At 50.8% G+C, this 20994-nt stretch carries 20 protein-coding genes; 5 read left to right on the forward strand and 15 right to left on the reverse strand.

Going from position 1 to position 20994, the window contains the following annotated elements:
- The coding region (locus P0Y67_RS00005) for an Asd/ArgC dimerization domain-containing protein (protein WP_342390217.1) at positions 1-379 on the forward strand (379 nt) is incomplete at its 5' end.
- 155 nt (positions 380-534) lie between these two features.
- On the opposite strand, the gene sodB is transcribed toward P0Y67_RS00005, so the two are convergent.
- Positions 535-1119, reverse strand: coding sequence for a superoxide dismutase [Fe] (sodB, locus tag P0Y67_RS00010; RefSeq protein ID WP_342390218.1), 585 nt, complete (start codon positions 1117-1119; stop codon positions 535-537).
- 320 nt (positions 1120-1439) lie between these two features.
- On the opposite strand from sodB, the gene P0Y67_RS00015 reads away from it, so the two are divergent.
- Entirely contained in the window at positions 1440-1781 is a 342-nt protein-coding gene (locus tag P0Y67_RS00015; RefSeq protein ID WP_027252810.1) for a Grx4 family monothiol glutaredoxin, read from the forward strand.
- 75 nt (positions 1782-1856) lie between these two features.
- On the opposite strand, the gene P0Y67_RS00020 is transcribed toward P0Y67_RS00015, so the two are convergent.
- From P0Y67_RS00020 to rnt, 4 genes are all read right to left on the reverse strand, one after another.
- Positions 1857-3179 carry a Na+/H+ antiporter family protein gene (locus P0Y67_RS00020; protein WP_342390219.1) on the reverse strand — a complete coding sequence of 441 codons (1323 nt, stop codon included), beginning with the start codon at positions 3177-3179 and terminating at the stop codon, positions 1857-1859.
- Positions 3180-3483: 304 nt separating this feature from the next.
- Positions 3484-5892 carry a VolA/Pla-1 family phospholipase gene (locus P0Y67_RS00025; protein ID WP_342390220.1) on the reverse strand — a complete coding sequence of 803 codons (2409 nt, stop codon included), beginning with the start codon at positions 5890-5892 and terminating at the stop codon, positions 3484-3486.
- 39 nt (positions 5893-5931) lie between these two features.
- Complete coding sequence (locus P0Y67_RS00030; RefSeq protein WP_342390221.1) at positions 5932-7179, reverse strand: outer membrane protein transport protein; 1248 nt, start codon at positions 7177-7179, stop codon at positions 5932-5934.
- Between the two features lie 290 nt (positions 7180-7469).
- Positions 7470-8129, reverse strand: coding sequence for a ribonuclease T (rnt, locus tag P0Y67_RS00035; protein ID WP_337114007.1), 660 nt, complete (start codon positions 8127-8129; stop codon positions 7470-7472).
- Positions 8130-8366: 237 nt separating this feature from the next.
- On the opposite strand from rnt, the gene motY reads away from it, so the two are divergent.
- Entirely contained in the window at positions 8367-9212 is an 846-nt protein-coding gene (motY, locus tag P0Y67_RS00040) for a flagellar protein MotY (protein ID WP_225445113.1), read from the forward strand.
- Between the two features lie 49 nt (positions 9213-9261).
- On the opposite strand, the gene P0Y67_RS00045 is transcribed toward motY, so the two are convergent.
- Positions 9262-9705 (reverse strand): DUF2753 family protein, encoded by a 444-nt coding sequence (locus tag P0Y67_RS00045; RefSeq protein ID WP_161455580.1) that lies wholly within the window; start codon positions 9703-9705, stop codon positions 9262-9264.
- A 15-nt stretch (positions 9706-9720) separates the two neighbouring features.
- Positions 9721-10332, reverse strand: a complete 612-nt coding sequence (locus P0Y67_RS00050) for a superoxide dismutase (RefSeq protein WP_342390222.1) — start codon at positions 10330-10332, stop codon at positions 9721-9723.
- 178 nt (positions 10333-10510) lie between these two features.
- Between P0Y67_RS00050 and P0Y67_RS00055 the strand changes: the two genes are divergently transcribed.
- Entirely contained in the window at positions 10511-10855 is a 345-nt protein-coding gene (locus P0Y67_RS00055; protein ID WP_342390223.1) for a hypothetical protein, read from the forward strand.
- A 95-nt stretch (positions 10856-10950) separates the two neighbouring features.
- Here the strand turns inward: P0Y67_RS00055 and gloA are convergent, their stop codons facing one another.
- The 8 genes from gloA to rsxA all read right to left on the reverse strand — a co-directional run bounded on the left by gloA (position 10951) and on the right by rsxA (position 18213).
- On the reverse strand, positions 10951-11343 hold the full coding sequence (gene gloA, locus P0Y67_RS00060) for a lactoylglutathione lyase (protein ID WP_027252802.1): 393 nt from the start codon (positions 11341-11343) through the stop codon (positions 10951-10953).
- A gap of 22 nt (positions 11344-11365) precedes the next feature.
- Positions 11366-12007, reverse strand: coding sequence for an endonuclease III (gene nth / locus P0Y67_RS00065; protein WP_342390224.1), 642 nt, complete (start codon positions 12005-12007; stop codon positions 11366-11368).
- Between the two features lie 115 nt (positions 12008-12122).
- Positions 12123-12827 (reverse strand): electron transport complex subunit E, encoded by a 705-nt coding sequence (locus tag P0Y67_RS00070; protein ID WP_161455574.1) that lies wholly within the window; start codon positions 12825-12827, stop codon positions 12123-12125.
- Positions 12828-12832: 5 nt separating this feature from the next.
- A complete protein-coding gene (gene rsxG, locus P0Y67_RS00075) occupies positions 12833-13465 on the reverse strand; it encodes an electron transport complex subunit RsxG (protein ID WP_342390330.1) in 633 nt (210 codons plus the stop codon).
- An 11-nt stretch (positions 13466-13476) separates the two neighbouring features.
- Positions 13477-14523, reverse strand: coding sequence for an electron transport complex subunit RsxD (gene rsxD, locus P0Y67_RS00080; RefSeq protein WP_342390225.1), 1047 nt, complete (start codon positions 14521-14523; stop codon positions 13477-13479).
- The gene (rsxC, locus tag P0Y67_RS00085; protein ID WP_342390226.1) at positions 14523-17039 is read right to left on the reverse strand and encodes an electron transport complex subunit RsxC; all 2517 of its coding nucleotides are present in this window, start codon (positions 17037-17039) and stop codon (positions 14523-14525) included. The genes rsxD and rsxC overlap by 1 nt, the downstream gene beginning before the upstream one ends.
- A 5-nt stretch (positions 17040-17044) precedes the next feature.
- Positions 17045-17629: an electron transport complex subunit RsxB gene (gene rsxB / locus P0Y67_RS00090; protein WP_342390227.1), complete on the reverse strand. Its 585-nt coding sequence runs from the start codon at positions 17627-17629 to the stop codon at positions 17045-17047.
- Positions 17630-17631: 2 nt separating this feature from the next.
- A complete protein-coding gene (rsxA, locus tag P0Y67_RS00095) occupies positions 17632-18213 on the reverse strand; it encodes an electron transport complex subunit RsxA (RefSeq protein WP_027252796.1) in 582 nt (193 codons plus the stop codon).
- Between the two features lie 664 nt (positions 18214-18877).
- Between rsxA and uvrB the strand changes: the two genes are divergently transcribed.
- On the forward strand, positions 18878-20899 hold the full coding sequence (gene uvrB / locus P0Y67_RS00100) for an excinuclease ABC subunit UvrB (protein WP_342390228.1): 2022 nt from the start codon (positions 18878-18880) through the stop codon (positions 20897-20899).
- Positions 20900-20994 lie beyond the last annotated feature (95 nt).

The following is a 20994-nucleotide window of genomic DNA, read 5'->3' on the forward strand; positions in this document are numbered from 1 at the left end:
CGAAATGCGTGAGCAACTGGGCATTCCGGCTTTCATGATCACCTCCAACGGTACCTGTGTGCGTATCGGTGCGATGCGTTGTCACAGCCAGGCGCTGACGCTGAAACTGAAGAAGAACGTCCCGCTGGATGAAATCGAAGGTATTATTGCGTCGCACAATGACTGGGTTAAAGTGATCCCGAATGAGCGTGACATTACTATGCAGGAGCTGACGCCAACGAAAGTGACAGGCACTCTGTCTGTACCTGTGGGCCGTCTGCGTAAGCTGGCAATGGGCGATGATTTCCTCAATGCGTTCACTGTGGGTGATCAGTTGTTGTGGGGTGCTGCTGAGCCGCTGCGCCGTACACTGCGTATCATTCTGGCAGAGAAAGCCTGATCGTTTGCTAGTTCAGACCAGAGGTTTTTGTTCAGTGGGTAGTGGGGCTGCCTGCTGAAAAATCAATAACTGAACAATCAACAACAAAGAACCATAAGAAAAGGCCCGCACTGAATGTGCGGGCCTTTTGCGATCTTAACCGTCAGGTTCGAGAATTAAGCTGCCAGGTTGTTAGCAACGAATTCCCAGTTAACCAGTGCCCAGAAACCGTTCATGTAGTCCGGACGCAGGTTGCGGTAGTCGATGTAGTAAGCGTGTTCCCACAGATCAACAGTCAGCAGAGGAGTAACACCTGCTTCAGTTAGTGGCGTACCAGCGTTAGACGTGTTAACGATGTCCAGAGAACCGTCTGCTTTTTTCACCAACCAAGTCCATGATGAACCAAAGTTGTTGATTGCTGAATCAGTGAATTTTGCTTTGAATGCGTCAAAAGAACCAAACGCTTCAACAATGGCATCCGCCACTGCGCCAGTTGGCTCACCGCCGCCATTTGGGCTCAGGCAGTGCCAGTAGAAAGTGTGGTTCCAGATCTGAGCTGCGTTGTTGAAAACACCGCCAGTCGAGGTCTTGATGATCTCTTCCAGAGATTTGTCTGCGTACTCAGTACCTTCGATCAGGCCGTTCAGTTTCACAACATAAGTATTGTGGTGCTTACCGTGGTGGTATTCCAGCGTTTCTTGAGAAATGTGTGGCTCAAGTGCATTTTTCTCGTACGGTAGAGCAGGTAGTTCGAATGCCATTACTCGATTCTCCATATTGATGGTGTGGGCAGACCCACGACATTGCTTCCGATAGCAGGCAATAGCCTGCGTCACTTCAAACTGTGTTTGTTATTGTATACAAGCGATAGGCTTGCGTGTTTGCAAATCATTTTAGCAAGTTTTTTCTTTATTAAAAGTAGTCTGAATGAAAAAGGTCGCTGCAAGCAGAAGATGGTAAGCAAGCGTTCAGACAAGTATAAGTCTTAACCTTACTTTCATTAGGCGTTTTTTTCCTTGCCGTGACAAAGTAGAATGTGGGTATCACACTTACTATAAAGCTAACGTTGTTAGAGGAAGCTATGGAAACCATCGACAAAATCAAACAGCAGATCGAAGAAAACCCAATTCTGCTGTACATGAAAGGATCACCAAAACTGCCGAGCTGCGGTTTCTCTTCACAGGCTTCTCAGGCACTGATGGCTTGTGGTGAAAAGTTTGCTTACGTTGATATCCTGCAAAACCCGGATATCCGTGCTGAGTTGCCAATTTACGCGCAATGGCCAACTTTCCCACAGCTGTGGATTGAAGGCGAGCTGGTTGGCGGCTGTGACATTATTCTGGAAATGTTCCAGAAAGGTGAACTGCAACCTTTGATCAAAGAAGCCGCAGCGCGTCGCGACAGTGCTGAAGCCGCAGAATAATGTCTGACAGCTTGTTCTGATAAAAAAAGACCCCGCACTGCGGGGTCTTTTTGTTTCTGCCAAACAATGAGCGGCTTACAGCATCATGGAGGCCAGCCAGCCAAAGGCTATCAGCGGCAGATTGTAGTGAATAAAGGTCGGCACAACCGTGTCCCACACGTGCTCGTGCTGGCCGTCAGCATTCAGGCCGGCTGTTGGGCCCAGAGTCGAATCAGAAGCCGGTGAGCCGGCATCACCCAGGGCTGCAGCAGTACCGACCAGCGCCACAGTCGCCAGCGGCGAGAAGCCAAAGCTCAGGCATAATGGCACGTAGATAGTCGCCAGAATGGGAATGGTCGAGAACGATGACCCTATGCCCATAGTTACCAGCAGGCCAACCACCAGCATCAGCAGGGCAGCCAGGGCTTTGTTATCGCCGATGGCATGAGACAGTGAGCTGACCAGGGTTTCTACCCCGCCAGTGGCTTTCATAACGGCCGCAAAACCGGCGGCCGCAATCATGATGAACCCTATCATTGCCATCATGTGGACACCTTTGGTGAACACGTCATGGGTATCTTTCCATTTGATCACACCGGCAAGGGTAAACACCATAAAACCGGCCAGACCGCCAATGATCATCGAACCACTGTACAGCTGAACGCCCAGTGCGGCCGCGATAGCAATCATCGCCACATAAACATGCTGCATGTTGATCTCAGCGTGCTCCGGTTCGCTGGCCAGAATCTGTGCTTCAGAATATTCCCGGGGTTTACGGTAGCTGACAAAGGTGGCCAGCAGCAGGCCGAACAGCATACCGGCCGCCGGCAGAATCATGGCATAAGGCACTTGGCTGGCAGCAACATCCAGGCCATTGTCATGCAGGTTTTTCAGCAGAATGTTGTTGAGGAAAATACCGCCAAAGCCCACAGGCAGCACCATGTAAGGTGTCACCAGGCCAAAGGTCAGGACGCAGGCAATCAGGCGGCGATCCAGTTTCAGTTTGGCGAACACATGCAGCAAAGGGGGGATCACAATCGGGATGAAAGCAATGTGTACCGGAATCGCGTTCTGCGATGCAATAGATAGCAGCAGCAGAATGGTCAGCACTGAGTACTTCACGCCGGTCGCCGCTGCCGCATTATGATGGCCGCTGATACGTTTGATGACTTTTTGTGCCAGTACATCCGTAATACCTGAGCGGGAAATGGCCACCGCGAAGGTGCCCAGCATGGCATAGCTCAATGCTGTAGTAGCACCGCCGCCCAGCCCGCCTTCAAAGGCAGAGATGGTCTCTGTGAGGGAGAGCCCTCCGACAAGGCCGCCGAGGATGGCACTGAAGGTCAGTGCGACCACGACGTTGACTCGCATCAGCGCCAGTACCAGCATGACGCAGACGGAAATAACGACAGGATTCATAAAACGACTTTCCATTGATAGTTGTGTTATTGCATCACTGAATAATCATGCTATCCAGGCTGCAATGTGCAGGCCGTCTAGTTTGCTGAAAATTTCTTACATGTCGAGAAAAAACTGTGCTCAGGGTGGGATTTTTAGCCGGATATAGTGGAAGGTAAATCAGAATACAAATGAACGGCTGTCTGATGCTGACTCGATCAGGTTGTTCAAAGCGATTCGGGATAGGTTTTTTGTTATGCAGAGGCTATTCAGCAAAGATGAAAAAGGCCAGCAGAGCTGGCCTTTGGGGATTTGTGCAATCCGATTAAGGTGTCGGATTGATATTGGATGCATCGTTGATTGTCAGTACCGTACCATCCCCATCCAGGAATGAACTGACCTGCGCTTGCATTTCAGCCGTCAGACCATCGCCACTCAACAGAGAACTGTGTGTGCCGGTATTGTTAAACAGCACGGCATTGCGAACCGTTTGTCCGTTCACAGACGCTGTGGTCGGAGCCAGGCTCATGGTTTGCAGCAATGGCAGGGTGCCACCAAACGGTGAGTAAGGCAGCAGGATACTGGTGCCCGTCACGACTGAGTCTGCGGTACCAGGCTGTGCCAGTTTATTTGGAATCGTGGCATCATCTTCAACCTGAGTCAGGTAAACCGGCAAATCCGCCGAGACTTGCCGTGAAGTGTTAATCGGGTCGACGGTATCCAGCACCCCTTGTGCAACATAAGCGAATAGGCTGAACTGGCCGTACGCAGTTGCAAGCGTCCCTTCTGGATCTCCTGCGCCGACCAGATTTGCTTCAAATGCCTCGAAACAGGCTTTAGGATCACTCAGAGACTGACTGGTACAGAATTGCTTGAACTCTGGGGTGGATGCGAGCAGCAGTTGGCCTTTGATCGAATTGCCAAATGTGCCTGACTGAAGTAACAGGTAAGGGATCCCCGCTCCCGGATTCGCCAGCGCGACTTTATCGATCGCGAAAGCGGCATCACCTGTCGCATCATTCAAGGTTCTGTTGGCTGCATCAGCCACATTGATGCCCGTAATCGCACCTAATGAGTGACCGACGAAGCCGACTTTACTTTGTGGGTTGAGGCGAGCCAGCGGGCCCATTTCAATAATAGTTGCTGTATCTCCCTGAAGAATCGCTGCCCCCAGTTTTTTAAACGCCAATGCAATTCCTGCACGGAGGTTGAGTACATCGATGGTGCTCTGGCGCATGTTGTCCCTTGCCACAGTCAGTGAAGCAAGATTCAGGTACATTTCAGGATTCCCGGTTGACGCACTCTTGCCTGCAATGCCACGGGTACCATGTAATGGATGGTCAATCGCGAAGATTGCATGACATTCAGTACCAATCACACTGTCGGCTAGGGCTGCAACCGTATCTTTTGTCGATGTAATACCGTGCTGATAGATGGACACTTTGCTTGAACCGGTTTGGCAAGTGGCCGTATCTGATGACAAGACAAGCGTATATTCAACAGTATCTACTGCTTTCAGTTTTGGCACAGGACTATAGCGAGTAATCAGTCGTTCTTCATCCAGTTGCGAACCATCGGCCAGTTTTAAAGTTGAACCTGTAAGCGCCTGCAGCACTCTGACCTGAGTTTTAGGATCGGTTTTCACGGCAGCTAAATCTTCTGTCGTGATCTGCAGTGCCGCCAATTGCTGAACAATCGCGGCTTTATCGGCATCAGAGCCATTGTTCAGGACATAGCTAATTTTTGCCAGACTCGGCATACCACTTTGCCATGGTGTATTGCTGAATTTGGTTGGGTCTTTTTCCAGGAAATACGGCAGTTTGATGGTTCCGGTGTAGATGAAATTACCACCTGTTGTGGTACCGGCACTGGTTGGCACGCTCATCTCGAACATACCATCCAGATCACTTTGGCTGATGCCATCAGCAATGGCACTGCCTTGCCAGATTTTCGCTGCATTACCATCTAATGCGAGCGCAGAAGCAGATTTTGCAGCATAGAGCACTTCACCGACAGAAGCGGTGGTGAACCAGCTTGAGAAAATAATCTTATTCTTCGGTGCACCTGCAACTGCAGCCAGCGTGCTTTCTACCGCGTGCGTGATGGCCTGAGGTTTCTCCAGTGCAGCATCCGGCACTTTACCAACACTCTTCAGGACCGCATAAGAATTGGTCATACCAACCGGGTTGCCTTCCGCATCTTTGAGGTCGCTCGTGACCGCAAACATATAGTTGCTGGCCGGATCTAAAGGCTTGGTCAGGATCACGGTTAGTCTGGTTCCGGAAGCCGTCACCATGAAGTCGCCATTATCTGCCGACAAGACTTCAGGTGTTGTTGTATCTGATGGGTTGGTTGGATCACCAGACTTGATCAGATAGAAGCTGTCTGCAGCCGTTTCCGCGGCCAGATCGTTGCCTGTGAAATTAATGTTGATGGGCTGAGTCGTACTCCAGCCATCGGTTTTGCCCCAGGCAAAGGCAGGATCACTTAAATCAGCCTTTGAAGCTTTGCTTTCAGTTGCGATGGTGCCATCGTCAAGATCCATGGCAATAAAGCTTGGGGTAATGACGTCTTTTTTATCCGAGAGAAGATCAAATTTGATTTTGGTTTCGGCATTGAGACTGTTTTTGATATCCGGGTCGATGGTCGGCGTACCACTCAGGCCTTTTTCATCCCCACAACCGTAAAGTGCAAAGCTGGAAGCAATCAGCAGGGCTAGTAATTTTTTGTTCATCATATTTCCCTAAAATTCTGTTCGACTGTGATAACTGGCTTAGAAGCGGTAGTTGGCCTGAGCTGCACTGATAATCGCGCCGCCACTGGACTCAAAGTTCTGCCCTTCTTCAGAGAACGAAATCTCTTTTGCGATGAGGTAAGCCAGACCGACGTCGAAGGATAAATCCGCGTTGTAGTTATAGGTTGCACCTGCGGTGAACCAGTTTCGGTCAGTATCCGGAATACTCAGGGTTGGTTTGCCGGCCTGCTCATCGAAGGCGTAGCCACCCCGGATGGTCCATTGCGGGTTAACGTGATAAGTGGTGCCGATGGCATAGCGGAATGTGTCATCATAATCTTCTTTTTTCAGCAAGCAGAGTCCGGGATTGCTGTTATAGCCCGGGTTACACTGATTGCTGGTTGCGCGCAGTTCTTCAAACTTGCTGTATTGCGTCCACTGAACGCTGTAGTGCACAGCCCACTGGCTATCGAGCTGATGAAAGCCTGAGAATTCTGCAATCGCGGGTAAAACAACGGTCAAATCACCCGGGACCGTATTATTCGGCGCTCCGGTGATGCGGCCTGTGTAATCGGTAAAGTCACCTTCAAAGTCGAGATCCGTTTGTGATCGGTAACTCAGACCGAAGCGGTTGTCGTCATTCAGCTCAAAGAGGGCACCCACGTTCCAGCCAAAGCCCCAGGTGTCACCTTCCAGCTTGATGGTTTTATCACTGGGTTCTGCGCCTGGAACCGCAAGAGCAAGATCACCAAAATGGCGGTTCAGCTCTGCGCTGGCAAAGATGGCACTGATACCTGCGCCAAGGCTGAGCTGATCGTTGACACGATACGCAATACTTGGGTTGAAGTTCACTGTAATCAGAGATGTCTCACCAGCGAGTGAACCTGCATGAAAGTTTTCATCGTATTCAGTGGTGACGCCGTAGTTTGAGAAGACTCCCAATCCAAAGGCGAGTTTGTCATTGACGGGTTGGATGTAAAATCCTGCAGGCACAATGCCGATGGGTGCAACATCTTTGGCGAGTTGATCCCGGTCAACACTGTCCACGTCAATCGATGGATCGACAATGCTCAGCGCGCCGGAAAAAGTGCGTTGTTTGAACAGGGTCGATGCGGCGGGGTTACGGGCCAGCACTGCGGCATTATCGGCAATCGCGGCTTCACCGGCGAAAGCCCGGCCTAAACCGCTGGCGGAGTGTTCAGCTACCTGGAAACCAGCACTTTGCGCCTGGAGGGATGTCAGCGCGGCGGCCACGGCGAGTGCGGTTACATGAAATCTTTTGGACATTCTGCTGCCTCTCTTGTTGTTTATTATTGATATGCTTCGCGTTCTTCAATCCATGAATGAATGGTGAATCAGCTTGTAGACACGGAGTATAAGGATTCGCTACGCCAATGTTAACCATATGTAACAGGGTGTTTGGGCGAAGAAAAGCACATTTGAACGCTGTATTATTTATTTCCGTTTTAAACTAATGTTTGATTAATTTTGGACGTTTGTTTCATTTTTGTAAGAAGGCCCAGCATAGCTGGGCTTTGGTAGGAGGTCTGATGAGTATTTGTTCTTCAGGTCTGACCTTAAGCTTCTTCTGCTGTTTGAAGTGCAGCGACGGGCCATCCACCTAATTTTTTCCATTTGTTAACGATCTCACAAAATAATTCTGCGGTTCGTTCGGTGTCATAGAGGGCTGAATGCGCTTCTTTGTTACAAAATGGAATATTCGCTGCTTCACAGGCTTTAGCCAGCACCGTCTGACCAAACGCCAGTCCACTCAGTGCCGCGGTATCAAATGTGGCAAAAGGATGAAAGGGAATGCGCTTTAGCTTGGCCCTTTCAGAGGCGGCCATGACGAAGCTGTGATCAAAGTTCGCATTATGCGCCACCATGATGGCGCGAGAGCAGCCTTCTTCTTTTTGTTCTTTCCGTATGACTTTATAGATTTCTTTCAGGGCTTCTTCTTCCGTCACCGCGCCACGTAACGGGCTGAACGGATCTTTGATACCGTTAAAATCCAATGCTTCCTGATGGATAACCGCACCCTCAAAAGGCGTAATATGAAAATGCAGTGTGCTGGCAGGTTTGAGCCATCCTTCTTCGTCCATGGTCAGGGTGACAGCACAGATTTCAAGCAGGGCATCAGTGTTGGCGTTGAAACCGGCTGTTTCCACATCGACAACGACAGGAAAGAAACCACGAAAGCGACTTTTCAGGGTATTTAATGTGTTTTCTTGGCTCATGATAATGTTGCTGATAAAAATGAGGCCAGCATTATGTCAGATCTGGTTCAGAAGCTAAACCCTTGCTGCTAAGGTGTGACGGCAGGGCACGGATACTGAGAGGTTGTCAGAAAGATAAACGGCGGCTAAAGATTTTGCGACAAAATCCGATACAATACCCAGTACTTGCAAGTAGGTTATTCCGGGATGATAAAAATGACGTTGCCATTGAAGCTGGGGGCTTGGTCTTTAGCACTGATGGGTGCCTGTTCGCCAGCTTGGGCGGGAAAATATTATGTTGCGACGCCCGGGGAGTCTACCTGGGAGATGGTGGTTGATACGCCGCTGGAATGCCAGTTGCAGCATGCCATCCCAAATTTTGGTCAGGCGCAGTTTACATCCCGTGCCAGCAAAAAAATGAACCTCGATTTTGAACTGAAAATGCGTCGTCCACTGGGACAGACCAGCAATGTCAGCCTGGTATCTATGCCTCCGCGATGGCGTCCCGGCGATGCGGCAGAGCCATTGACGCGACTGAAATTCTTTAAGCAGTTTGACGGTTATGTAGGCGGGCAGATGGCATGGAACATGTTGTCGGAACTTGAAGAAGGGAAAATACCTACCTTCAGTTATCAGGACTGGCAGCACAGAAACGAAAGGATTGAAGTTGGTCTGTCTGCCGTGGCATTCAGTGCGGGTTACAAGACCTTCAGTACCTGTCTGGCCAATCTGCTGCCTTATAATTTTGAGGATATCTCCTTTACTGTGCTGCATTACGATAAAAACAGCGACGAGCTGAACAAAGCCTCACAGAAGCGTTTGGCGCAAATTGCGGATTTTATTAAATACAGTCAGGACATCGATTTAATCCTGGTCGCGACTTACAGTGATTCTTCTGGCGGAAAAAATACCAACCAGTCTTTATCAGAGCGCCGTGCGGAAAAGCTGGAGCAGTATTTTGTCTCTTTGGGTCTGCCTAAAGATCGGATAGAAGTTCAGGGATTCGGTGAGCGCCGTCCGATTGCCGATAACAGTACGCCGCTGGGGCGCAATAAAAACAGGCGTGTTGTGATTTCCATGGGCCGGACTTCCAGCCTGATGTGATGGGTGATTCCCTCATCCGCCAGTGATTGCGAATGAGGGAATAGAGCGCTCATTGCAAGCGGAACCTGGCGATAAGCTCACACTGGTTGCTGGTGGTGATATGCGCCACCTGTTTTGCCACTTTGGGGTTAGGGTGGCGTTTGAGAAAATCGATCAGCGCTGACTTACAGCAGCCCAAAGAGCTGATGAAGGCTTCACAGTCACGGTTCGGGCATTGCGGAATCAGCGCCATAATCTGCTCGGATGCCAGCTGCAGATATTTCAGCTCGTAGTCGCCGTCTCCCTGTTTTCGCCAAAAACTGGCCATGTTGTGACAGGCGGTCACTTTGATGGCGAGTAATTCTTCCAGCTCATCCAGAGTCCCATCGACAGGTTCCAATTGCTGTGATTCAGACAGAGCAAGCTGGTAATGGATCACTGACATCATGGGTTTTTGGTCTTTCTCTGCTTCTGCTGCCAGCAAGGTGTGCATTTCCCACCGTGACACGTTCATGATTACATTTCCTTCTTATTGATGAAGTGCATCCAGGTAATGTTGTTCTACCTGATCCCAGTCAACCACCTGCCACCAGGCACTGATGTAGTCGGGACGCTTATTCTGGTATGTCAGGTAGTAAGCATGTTCCCATACATCGAGGGCCAGGATTGGAGTACCGCGGTTTTCCACCACATCCATCAGGGGATTGTCCTGATTAGCGGTTGAGGAAATCTCCAGTCGTCGGTCAGTGACAGACAACCAGATAAAACCAGAGCCGAAGTGAGCTGCAGCGGCGTCTGAAAAGGCGGTTTTAAAATCATCAAAGCTGCCGAAGTGGCATCGAATCGCTTCTGCCAGCAGGCCGACAGGCTGTCCGCCGCCATTGGGTGACATGCACTGCCAGTAGAGGTTGTGGTTATAGTAGCCCCCGCCGTGATTTCTGACCGCAGGGCTGAATTCGGAGACCCGTGCAAAAATGTCTTTGAGGGGGAGTTGTTCGAGATCGGTGTTTTCAATGGCGCTGATGAATTTGTCAAAGTAGGTTTTATGATGACGGCTGTGGTGCACTTCCATGGTTTTGGCATCAATATAGGGTTCGAGCGCATCATAGGGATAGGGTAATGCTGGGAAAGTAAATGACATAAGGGTTCCTCCTGTATTTAGTAAATAATAATGAGATCGTTTCTCATTATCAATAGTGATAAGTCATCTACTTATGCCAGTTCTCATTATTGAAGAAGAGAGATAGCCAAAACACGCTAGATTGATAGAAGCAAGGATCGTTGATCCGACATAACAATAGAAAAAGCGTGGTGAAAAAATGAAACGGCAACTCTTGGCTATGGTGATAATGATCGCCGCATCTTCCGCCTTTGCGGATGACAAAGACGTAGTGAATAGCGGCTTAGAAACAATGAAAGAGGAGGTTGCGGCAGCGACTCAGGCTCAGCTCATCACTAAGGAGCAGGCTGAAGAGATGGGGCTAAACCGATCGGCCACTTATGAGGTGTTCAGTTCTATCAGTCCGGAAAACCTGACGGAGAACGTGATAGAAAAACTGAAAGAGTCGAAAATGCCGTATTACTCAGTGGATGTCATAGACACAGGTAGTCAGGAAGAAAATTACCGGGCGGAAGTGACAGAATATTTTGGCAAAGTGGAATAGCCACTCATCGATGTGATCGTGCGTAACTGTGCTCGTGCGTAACAAGAGGGCAGAAACTATTCTGCCCTCTTTGCGTATGCGTGGTATCAGGTGAATCAGCTGCGCTGGATCAGTTCAATCTGATAGCCGTCAGGATCGCGAACAAAGGCAATATGTGTAGTGCCGCCTTTGACCGGCCCAGGTTCGCGGGTGACGTTCCCCCCAGAAGCTTTAATGGCCTCACAGGTGGTATAGATATCATCGACACCAATGGCGATGTGGCCATAAGCGTTGCCCATGTCGTATTCACTGGTGCCCCAGTTGTAAGTGAGTTCGATGACTGCACCTTCGGATTCATCCGAATAACCGACAAAAGCCAGAGTGTACTGATAGGCTTCGTTATCCGACTTTCTTAACAGCTTCATGCCCATGATGTCTGTGTAGAAAGCGATTGAACGGTCCAGATCACCCACGCGTAACATGGTGTGCAGAATGCGTCCGTTTGCCATTTTTTTCTCCTCAGAGTAGAGCTTATTCAGCGGGATAGACTTTGTCTTTGAATTCACAGAGATCTTCAATAATGCAGCTACCGCAGCGGGGCTTGCGGGCCACACAAGTGTAACGTCCATGCAGGATCAGCCAGTGATGGACATCAACTTTGAATACTTTCGGTACCACTTTCAGCAGCTTTTGTTCGACTTCGTCGACATTCTTGCCCATGGCGAATTTGGTGCGGTTCGACACCCGGAAGATATGGGTATCGACAGCAATCGTCGGCCAGCCAAAAGCGGTATTGAGCACGACATTGGCGGTTTTACGGCCGACGCCCGGCAAGGCTTCCAGTGCTTCACGGTTTTCAGGGATTTCACCGCCGTGTTTCTCAACCAGAATCCGGCAGGTTTTGATGACATTTTCAGCTTTAGAATTAAACAGACCTATGGTCTTGATGTGCTCTTTCACACCCTCGACCCCCAGCGCCAGCATGTCTTCCGGTGTGTTGGCGACAGGATACAGTCTGGCGGTGGCTTTGTTGACGCTGACATCGGTTGCCTGCGCTGACAGCAATACGGCTATCAGCAATTCAAACGGGTTGCTCCAGTGAAGTTCCGTTTCCGGGTGCGGGTTATTCGCCCGCAATCGCTCAAGGATTTGAACGCGTTTCTGATTATTCATGCTCGCTTCCTAAGTTCGGCAGGGCAGGTGACCGGCACAGATAGAAATTGTAGGGAATGCCAATTACCGTGATCAATGTTGCTGAGCTTCCACCATAATGAAAGGCTCGTGAAAATCAGTTCGCAGAGGTAATACGAACCCGCTCGATCTCGGGTTTTTTCTCTGCGGTCTGTGTTCTCTCTGCCTGTTTTTTGTCAATAATGTTCTTTAGGGCAATCAGGAAACCGACACCAATAAAGGCGCCCGGTGGCAGCATCGCCAGCAGGAAATTGTTCTCTGTGCTGAAGACTTCTATCCGCAGCACCGACGCCCAGTCCCCCAGCAGCCGGTCGGCCCCGTCAAACAAGGTGCCGTTGCCCAGAATCTCACGTCCTGCACCCAACACCACCAGTACAGATGTCATGCCCAGCCCCATCCAGAGCCCGTCAATCACGGCTGGCATAGGTGCATTTTTTGAGGCAAAGGATTCGGCGCGACCAATGATGATGCAGTTGGTCACTATCAGAGGAATAAAGATCCCCAGGGACAAAAACAGACCGTAAGTGTAAGCGTTCATCAGCAACTGGACACAGGTGACCAGCGCCGCAATGATCATCACAAAGATCGGAATGCGGACTTCGTTTGGCACCCACTCCCGAATGAGAGACACAATCAGGTTAGAACCCACTAACACCAGGGTGGTGGCAATACCCAGTCCAAGGGCGTTGGTAACCGTGGCTGAGACTGCCAGCAGCGGGCACAAGCCCAGTAGTTGCACGATAGCCGGGTTGTTGTGCCACAGCCCGTTAGCCATCAGTTCGTTATTTGGCGTTGAACTCATTTTGCTCAGGCTCCTTCGCAGTTAGCCGGTTGAGTAAAAAGCGTATCCTGATGCTGGTTAAAATACAGCGACACTCGCTTAACGGAATTTACCACGGCGCGCGGGGTAATCGTGGCGCCGGTAAACTGATCAAAATCACCGCCGTCTTTACGTACTGCCCATGCCGGGTCTTTCTCACCGTTAAGTTTGCGTCCGGTAAAGCTGTAAATCCAGTCAGTGATCCGGGTGTCAATTTTATCGCCCAGTCCCGGTGTTTCCTGATGCGCCAGTACGCGTACCCCGGTGACTGTGCCTGTCATATCCAGCCCGACAATCACTTTAATAGCGCCGCTATAACCATCCGGCGCGATGGCTTCAATGGCAACGCCATTCGGTTGACCGTTTTTGGTCGCCAGATAGGCCGGCATCGGCTCGCTGGTGCCAAGATATGCCGGATCGCTGATCAGGATACAGCTCTTGTAGAGCTCGTTGTCATGATTCTCTTTCGGGATAACCTGGTTGAGCACCTGCAGCAGCTGCTTTTGTTCCTGCTCTTGGATACGCGACGCGGTGACCTGATGCGTCAGGGCGACCAGGGCAGTGGCAAGCAAAGCAGAAACAGCCAGAATGCCACCATTTTTTTGCATGTTTTTCAGTATCATGGGCGCTCCTAGGAATGACCGTAAGTCCGCGGACGGGTGTAGTAATCGATCAGCGGAACACACATGTTGGCCAGGAGTACGCTGAAGGCCACGCCATCCGGGAAACCACCAAAAGTGCGGATCAGATAAGTAAGAATACCCACTAAGGCACCGAAAATAAGGCGTCCGCGCAGGGTGGTGGATGCGGAAACGGGATCAGTGGCAATGAAAAAGGCCCCTAACATAGTCGCCCCTGAAAACAGGTGAATTAAGGGAGACGCCGCACCATCCGGACTGATCATGTACCCGAGAAAGCTGATCACGAAAAGCGACGACAGCATGGCGACCGGAATTTGCCACTGAATAATTCGTAGCTTCAACAGTACTAAACCGCCCAGCAAGAAACCCAGATTGACCCAGGTCCAGCCGATACCCGCCAGCGCACCAAACACCGGGCTGTCCATCGCTTCTGATGTGGTAAAACCGGCTGTCATGGCTGTTTTCAGGGTATCCAGCGGCGTGGCCATAGTCACGCCGTCAATGCCGTTACGCAGCTGGTGGACACTGAAGCCATCTGCAGTAAAGCCGGTAAAGATCACATGCAGGCTTTCCATCAGAGTCACCGGATGATCACTGATTGAAGCCGGGGGCAGCCAGGATGTCATAGGCACCGGGAAGGAGATCAACAGCACCACATAAGCGACCATAGCCGGATTAAACAGGTTCTGCCCCAGCCCGCCGTACAGGTGTTTGGCAACTATAATGGCAAAGAAAATACCAATAACGGCTATCCACCACGGTGCCAGAGGCGGTATGGACAGACCCAGCAGAATGCCGGTCAATAATGCGCTGTTGTCCCGAACCTGACGAAGCGGGCGTTTACGTATTGTCAGGACAAGGCATTCCGCCAGTACTGCCAGCGAACCTGCCAATAGAACCTGAAAGACAACACCCCATCCGAAAAAATACCACTGGGCGGCAAATCCCAGGCCGCAGCAGAGAATGACATTTCGCATGATGTCATTGGTGCTGCGTCGGCTGTGTGCATGGGGAGAACTGGCAATATTAAAAGCCACTACTTGTTTTCCTCGTTGGGTTTGTTGTTGTTTTCCGCACTCTGCTCAGCGGCTGCTTTCTCTGCCGCCTGCGCCGCTTTACGGGCTTTAGCGCGGGCAATGGCTGCCGCAACAGCGGCTTTTTTCGCATCGGCCGGAGCGTCAGCTTTTTCCTGCTCGTCTGCTACTGCTTCAGCCGGTTTATCGGTCTGAGACTGAGCCTGCGATTCAGCCTGCAGTTCAGCTGCTTGCGCCGCTTTACGGGCTTTAGCGCGGGCAATGGCGGCCGCGACCGCGGCTTTCTTCGCATCGGCCTGAGTGTCAGTGGTTGTCTGATCGTCTGGCGCAGCTTTAGCCGGTTTATCGGTCTGAGACTGAGCTTGCGATTCAGCCTGCAGTTCAGCCGCTTGCACCGCTTTACGGGCTTTAGCGCGGGCAATGGCTGCCGCAACGGCGGCTTTTTTCGGATCGGCCTGCGTGTCAGCTGCAGACTTATCGTCTGCGACTGCGTCAGCCGGTTCGTCAGCTTGTGGTACTGCCGCTTGGGCCGCTTTACGGGCTTTAGCGCGGGCAATGGCGGCCGCAACGGCGGCTTTTTTCGCATCGGCCTGCGTGTCAGCTGTAGACTTATCGTCTGCGTCTGCGTCTGCGACTGCGTCAGCCGGTCCGTCAGTTTGTGGTTCAGCCGCTTGGGCCGCTTTACGGGCTTTAGCGCGGGCAATGGCTGCCGCAACCGCGGCTTTTTTCGGATCGCCCTCTGACGGCTTGGCTGTTTCAGGCTCGGTGACCAGCACCTTGGCTTCAGCCACGGCTTTGGCGGCTTTCTGTTCCCGGGCCTGGCGCTTACGCTCTTCGCGCAGTTTTGCCATTTCACTGTTGTCTGGCTGGGTTGTGTTACCCGGTGCAGCTGATTGTGCTTTTGCCAGCGCCTCAGCCTGTTTGGCTTTGGCTTTGGCAATTGCGGCGGCCACGGCAGGTTTCACCTCCGCACCGGCATCTGCTTCTTTTTTCGCTTTTACGCGAGCAATCGCGGCAGCCACAGCATCATCGCCGCCTTTGGCTGCCATGTCTTTGCGACGTTGTTCCGCCGCTTTCTGGAAGCGTTGCTCACGTTCTTCTTTTTCCCGTTCCATCCGGGCGTTTTTGGCCTCGAAGCGCTGCTTGGCACGTTCGGCACTTAACGCATCCTGTTTTCTGTGGCGGATTTCCGCTTTGGCCTGGCGGTAATAGTGAACAAGAGGAATTTCGCTGGGGCAAACATAGGCGCAAGCCCCGCATTCTATACAGTCGAACAGATTATATTCTTCACACTTGTCATAGTCGCCGTCTTTGGCGTACCACTGTAACTGCTGGGGTAAGAGGGAAACCGGACACGCTTCAGCGCAGGCAGTACAACGGATACAGGACATTTCATCGCCCGGCACACTGAGCTCTTTGCGACTTGGCGCGAGTATACAGTTAGCCGTTTTGGTGATGGGGACCTGAGTGTGCGGCAAGGTAAAGCCCATCATAGGGCCGCCCATAATGACGCGCGGCTGTTTTTTGTCGATCTTATAGCCATGACGATTGAGCAATGCCTGCACAGGCGTGCCAAGTAAGGCCCAGGTATTACAGGGAGTACTGACAGTCTGACCCGTTATCGTCACCACACGCTGAATCAGCGGTTCACCGTCAATGACGGCTTTTTTTATCGCGTGCGCGGTGCCGATATTTTGCATCATAATGCCAATATCCGCCGGGATCCCCTGAGTCGGGACTTCTCTTCCGGTCAGAATTTTGATCAGCTGTTTTTCACCACCCGACGGGTATTTGGTCGGGATCACTCGGATCAGTATATTGTCTTGTTCTTTTACCGACTGAGTCAGCGCTGCAATGGCTTCCGGCTTATTATCTTCAATTCCGATGACGGTCATTTTGGGTTTGAGGATATAGCTGATGATGCGGATACCTTCCACGATTTCATCGGCATAATCCTGCATGAGACGATCATCGGCCGTGATATAAGGCTCACATTCGGCGGCGTTAATGATTAACAGATCCGTTTTACCTGACGCGCTTTGCAGTTTGCGTGCGGTAGGAAAGCCTGCGCCGCCCATACCGGAAATACCACAGCTGCGGATATGCTCAATCAGATCCGCCGGCTCGGTTTCCAGGTAGTTGGCAATGGTGTGCTTAGGGCCCCAGCTGTCTTTTCCATCGGGCTTGAGGATGATGCAGCGATCAGACAAGCCGGAAGGGTGGGCTATGGTTCTTGCCTCAATGGCAGCAATGACACCCGATGTTGGTGCATGTACCGGAACGCTCAGAGCAACATCGGTATGCGTCAGCGGCTGGCCTTTCAGTACCTTATCACCCACAGTAACAGACAGACTACCGACTGCGCCCAGGTGTTGCTTAAGCGGAATGACCAGCTCATCCGGTAAGAAGGCTTTAGAAACCGGGCTTTGGTTTGATTGTGTTTTTTGTTCTGGCGGATGGATACCACCCGGAAAATCCCAAAGCTTTCCTAATTTGAGTTGTTCAATAATAGACAGCATGACGGTTATTCTACCTTATTACCGTGGTGCTCAGTGGCAGGAAGATTGACCACGGGTATTTGATCCAGATTCCAGCGCCAGCTTTCAGGCGTAGATTCAACCGGGATCATCTCAATGCAATCCGTCGGGCAGGGGGCAACGCAGAGATCACAGCCGGTACACTCATCTTTGATAACGGTATGCAGGGCTTTGGTGGCACCCGCGATGGCATCAACCGGACAGGCCTGAATGCACTTGGTACAGCCGATACACATGTCCTCATGAATAAAGGCCACTTTTTTAATGCTTTTTTCAGCATCATGGGCTGAGTCTTTGACTTCGACCCCCATTAAATCGGCCAGCTTTTCTATGGTCGCCTGTCCGCCCGGCGGGCATTTGTTGATGTCATCGCCATTGGCAATGGCCTCAGCATAAGGACGGCAGCCAGGATAGCCGCACTGACCACACTGGGTCTGCGGCAGGATCGCATCGATTTGTTCAACAACAGGGTCAGATTCCACTTTGAAGCGCACAGCAGCAAAGCCCAGGATCAGACCAAAAATCGCAGCAAGGACAGCGATAGCTACAATGGCAATTAAAATTCCGCTCATAATTACAGTTTAACCAGTCCGGTAAAGCCCATAAAGGCGAGCGACATCAGACCTGCCGTTATCATCGCAATGGATGCGCCTTTGAAGGGTGAGGGGACGTCGGCAGCGGCAATACGTTCACGCATTGCCGCAAAGAGCACGAGCACCAGAGAAAAGCCGACAGCGGCGCCAAATCCGTACACTACGGATTCAATGAAATTATGACGTTCATTGATATTGAGCAGGGCGACACCCAGAACGGCACAGTTGGTGGTGATTAAGGGCAGGAAAATGCCCAGTAACCGATACAGTGTCGGACTGGTTTTGTGTACGACCATTTCTGTGAACTGAACAACGACCGCAATCACAAGAATAAAACTGAGTGTGCGCAGGTACTGAATGCCTAAAGGCTGCAAAATGTAAGCTTCGACCAAATACGCGCACACAGAAGCGAGTGTGAGAACAAACGTCGTGGCGAGCCCCATACCAATGGCGGTTTCCAGTTTTTTAGACACCCCCATAAACGGGCAGAGTCCCAGAAATTTGACCAAAACGAAGTTGTTGACCAGTACGGTGCCGATCAGAAGTAACAGGTATTCCGTCATACCAACTTTTTTATGCTTGCCAGTGAGCGGTACATTATCTGCCTTTGTGACGGCTATAACAACTCCTCAGCTAAAGGGTTTTTCAAGTTTGTTGCTCTTTTAGCCGAATTGAGGCGTAAATCGCTCCCAAATAGTCTCGTGTCAGAACAGGAAAAAATGACTTGATCTTTGCTAAACCAGAAGAGACAAGGGGTTGGGCTAGTTATCCACGGAAACTGTGGATAACTGTGTTGATTGTGGTCGGGTAAACGGAAAACCGGGGCACTTTCTTTATGAGTCATCTATTTGTAATCGATATCATAGAGAGCGGATAAGCTGCTGTTTCAGAGGAGCAAGAAAGAAAACGACAAAGCCGAAAAAATCAAATTAGAATTTTAGCTCTACATCAGATTTCATAATCAGGAGACTGTGAATGAAAAAATGCTGTTTGAGGATAAGCTGTGGATGGTGATCTATTCGCAGTGCGTATAATTTAGCTGGAAATTTGACATGGTCTATCACTTTTTTGACAGTGATCAGTCAGCAGGGAGGCTACTGAGGCGCATGATGTTACGTCGACATTTTGTCTGGGTCAATAGCTGATTTCACCTTTCTTGGTTGACAAGTATATTGGCGGCCTCACAATGGACTCAGATCCAATTACCTGAACTTTTCGGATGATGTCATGAGTAAATCCTTCAATCTGGCTTCTGCATTTGCCCCGGCCGGGGATCAGCCGACAGCCATACAACAGTTATTGGAAGGACTGGATTCCGGTCTGGCACACCAAACCCTGCTGGGTGTCACTGGCTCAGGGAAAACTTTTACTATGGCCAATGTCATTGCCAGCGCCGACAGGCCGACCCTGATACTTGCACCTAATAAGACCCTGGCGGCGCAGCTTTACGGGGAAATGAAAGAGTTCTTTCCTGATAATGCGGTTGAGTACTTTGTCTCTTACTACGATTATTACCAGCCAGAGGCCTATGTGCCTTCCACGGATACCTTCATAGAAAAAGATTCTTCCGTGAATGCACATATCGAACAGATGCGTTTATCCGCCACGAAAGCGTTAATGGAGCGCCGGGATGTGGTGATTATTGCCTCTGTATCGGCTATCTATGGTTTGGGCGATCCAGACTCTTATCTGAAAATGATGTTGCATGTGCGGCGTGGCGACATGCTGGATCAGCGAGATATTCTGCGGCGGTTGGCGGAACTGCAGTACACACGCAATGATCTCGCCTTTGAGCGCGGTAACTTTCGGGTACGAGGCGAGGTGATCGACATCTTCCCGGCTGAATCCGACCATGATGCGATTCGTATTGAGCTGTTTGATGATGAAGTGGATTGCATCAGCCGGTTTGACCCGCTGACCGGCGCTATCATTCAGAAAGATATGCCGCGGGCGACTATTTATCCTAAGACCCACTATGTCACACCACGCGAACGTATCCTTGAAGCGGTTGAAAAAATCAAAGTCGATCTGGCCATTCGTCGTCAGCAGCTCATTGACAATAATAAGCTGGTGGAAGAGCAGCGAATTGCCCAGCGCACGCAGTTTGATCTGGAAATGATGCATGAGCTTGGTTTCTGCTCGGGTATCGAAAACTATTCTCGCTATCTCAGTGGCCGTGCCGAAGGCGAGCCGCCGCCAACACTCTTTGATTACCTGCCGCCTGACGGTTTACTGATTATTGACGAGTCGCACGTGACTGTCTCCCAGATAGGCGCCATGTACAGAGGGGACCGTTCCCGTAAGGAAAATCTTGTTGAGTACGGTTTCCGGCTGCCTTCTGCCCTCGATAACCGGCCTTTGAAGTTTGAGGAGTTCGAGTCTTTGGCGCCTCAGACGATTTATGTGTCTGCTACGCCTGGTGATTATGAAAAAAATAAATCCGGCAACGATATTGCGGAGCAGGTTGTCCGTCCGACAGGATTGCTGGATCCGGTTATTGAAGTCAGGCCGGTGTCCACTCAGGTTGACGATTTGTTGTCGGAAATCCGACTCCGTGCCGCGATTAATGAGCGGGTCCTGGTGACGACTCTGACCAAACGTATGGCCGAGGATCTGACTGAATACCTGGATGAGCATGGCGTCAGGGTCAGATACCTGCATTCAGACATAGATACTGTCGAAAGGGTCGAGATCATTCGTGATTTACGCTTGGGTGAATTTGATGTGCTGGTCGGGATTAACCTGCTGCGAGAAGGTCTGGATATGCCGGAAGTGTCTTTAGTGGCTATTCTGGATGCCGATAAAGAAGGTTTTCTGCGCTCGGAGCGTTCACTGATTCAGACCATTGGCCGGGCTGCACGCAACCTGTCAGGCAAAGCCATTCTGTATGCCGACCGCATCACGGGTTCAATGCAGCGTGCAATGTCTGAAACCGAACGGCGCCGGGAAAAGCAGGATGCGCATAACCGGGAAAGAGGTATCGAACCTAAAGCTCTGAATAAGCAGGTTGCGGATATCATGGAACTGGGTAAAGGACGTACACGCCGAACCAGTAAAGCGGAGCAGCTACATAAAGTGGCAGAACGCCGGGGCAGCTATAACCTTATGTCGCCGCAGGAACTGGAAACTGAAATCCAGAAACTGGAAGCGCAAATGTATGATATGGCACAGGAACTGGAATTTGAGAAAGCGGCACAGTTACGTGATCAAATTCATTCGCTTCGCGAGCAGTTCATCGCCAACAGCTGAAAGCACTGCCTGTCTGAGGGTGGCTTCCTGCTACCCTTCCACTGAAACGCAGCCAAAAAAAAAGCCAACCGTAAATCGTTCGGTTGGCATCATTG

It is taken from the genome of Photobacterium sp. SP02 (assembly GCF_038519165.1).
Lineage (GTDB): Bacteria > Pseudomonadota > Gammaproteobacteria > Enterobacterales > Vibrionaceae > Photobacterium > Photobacterium halotolerans.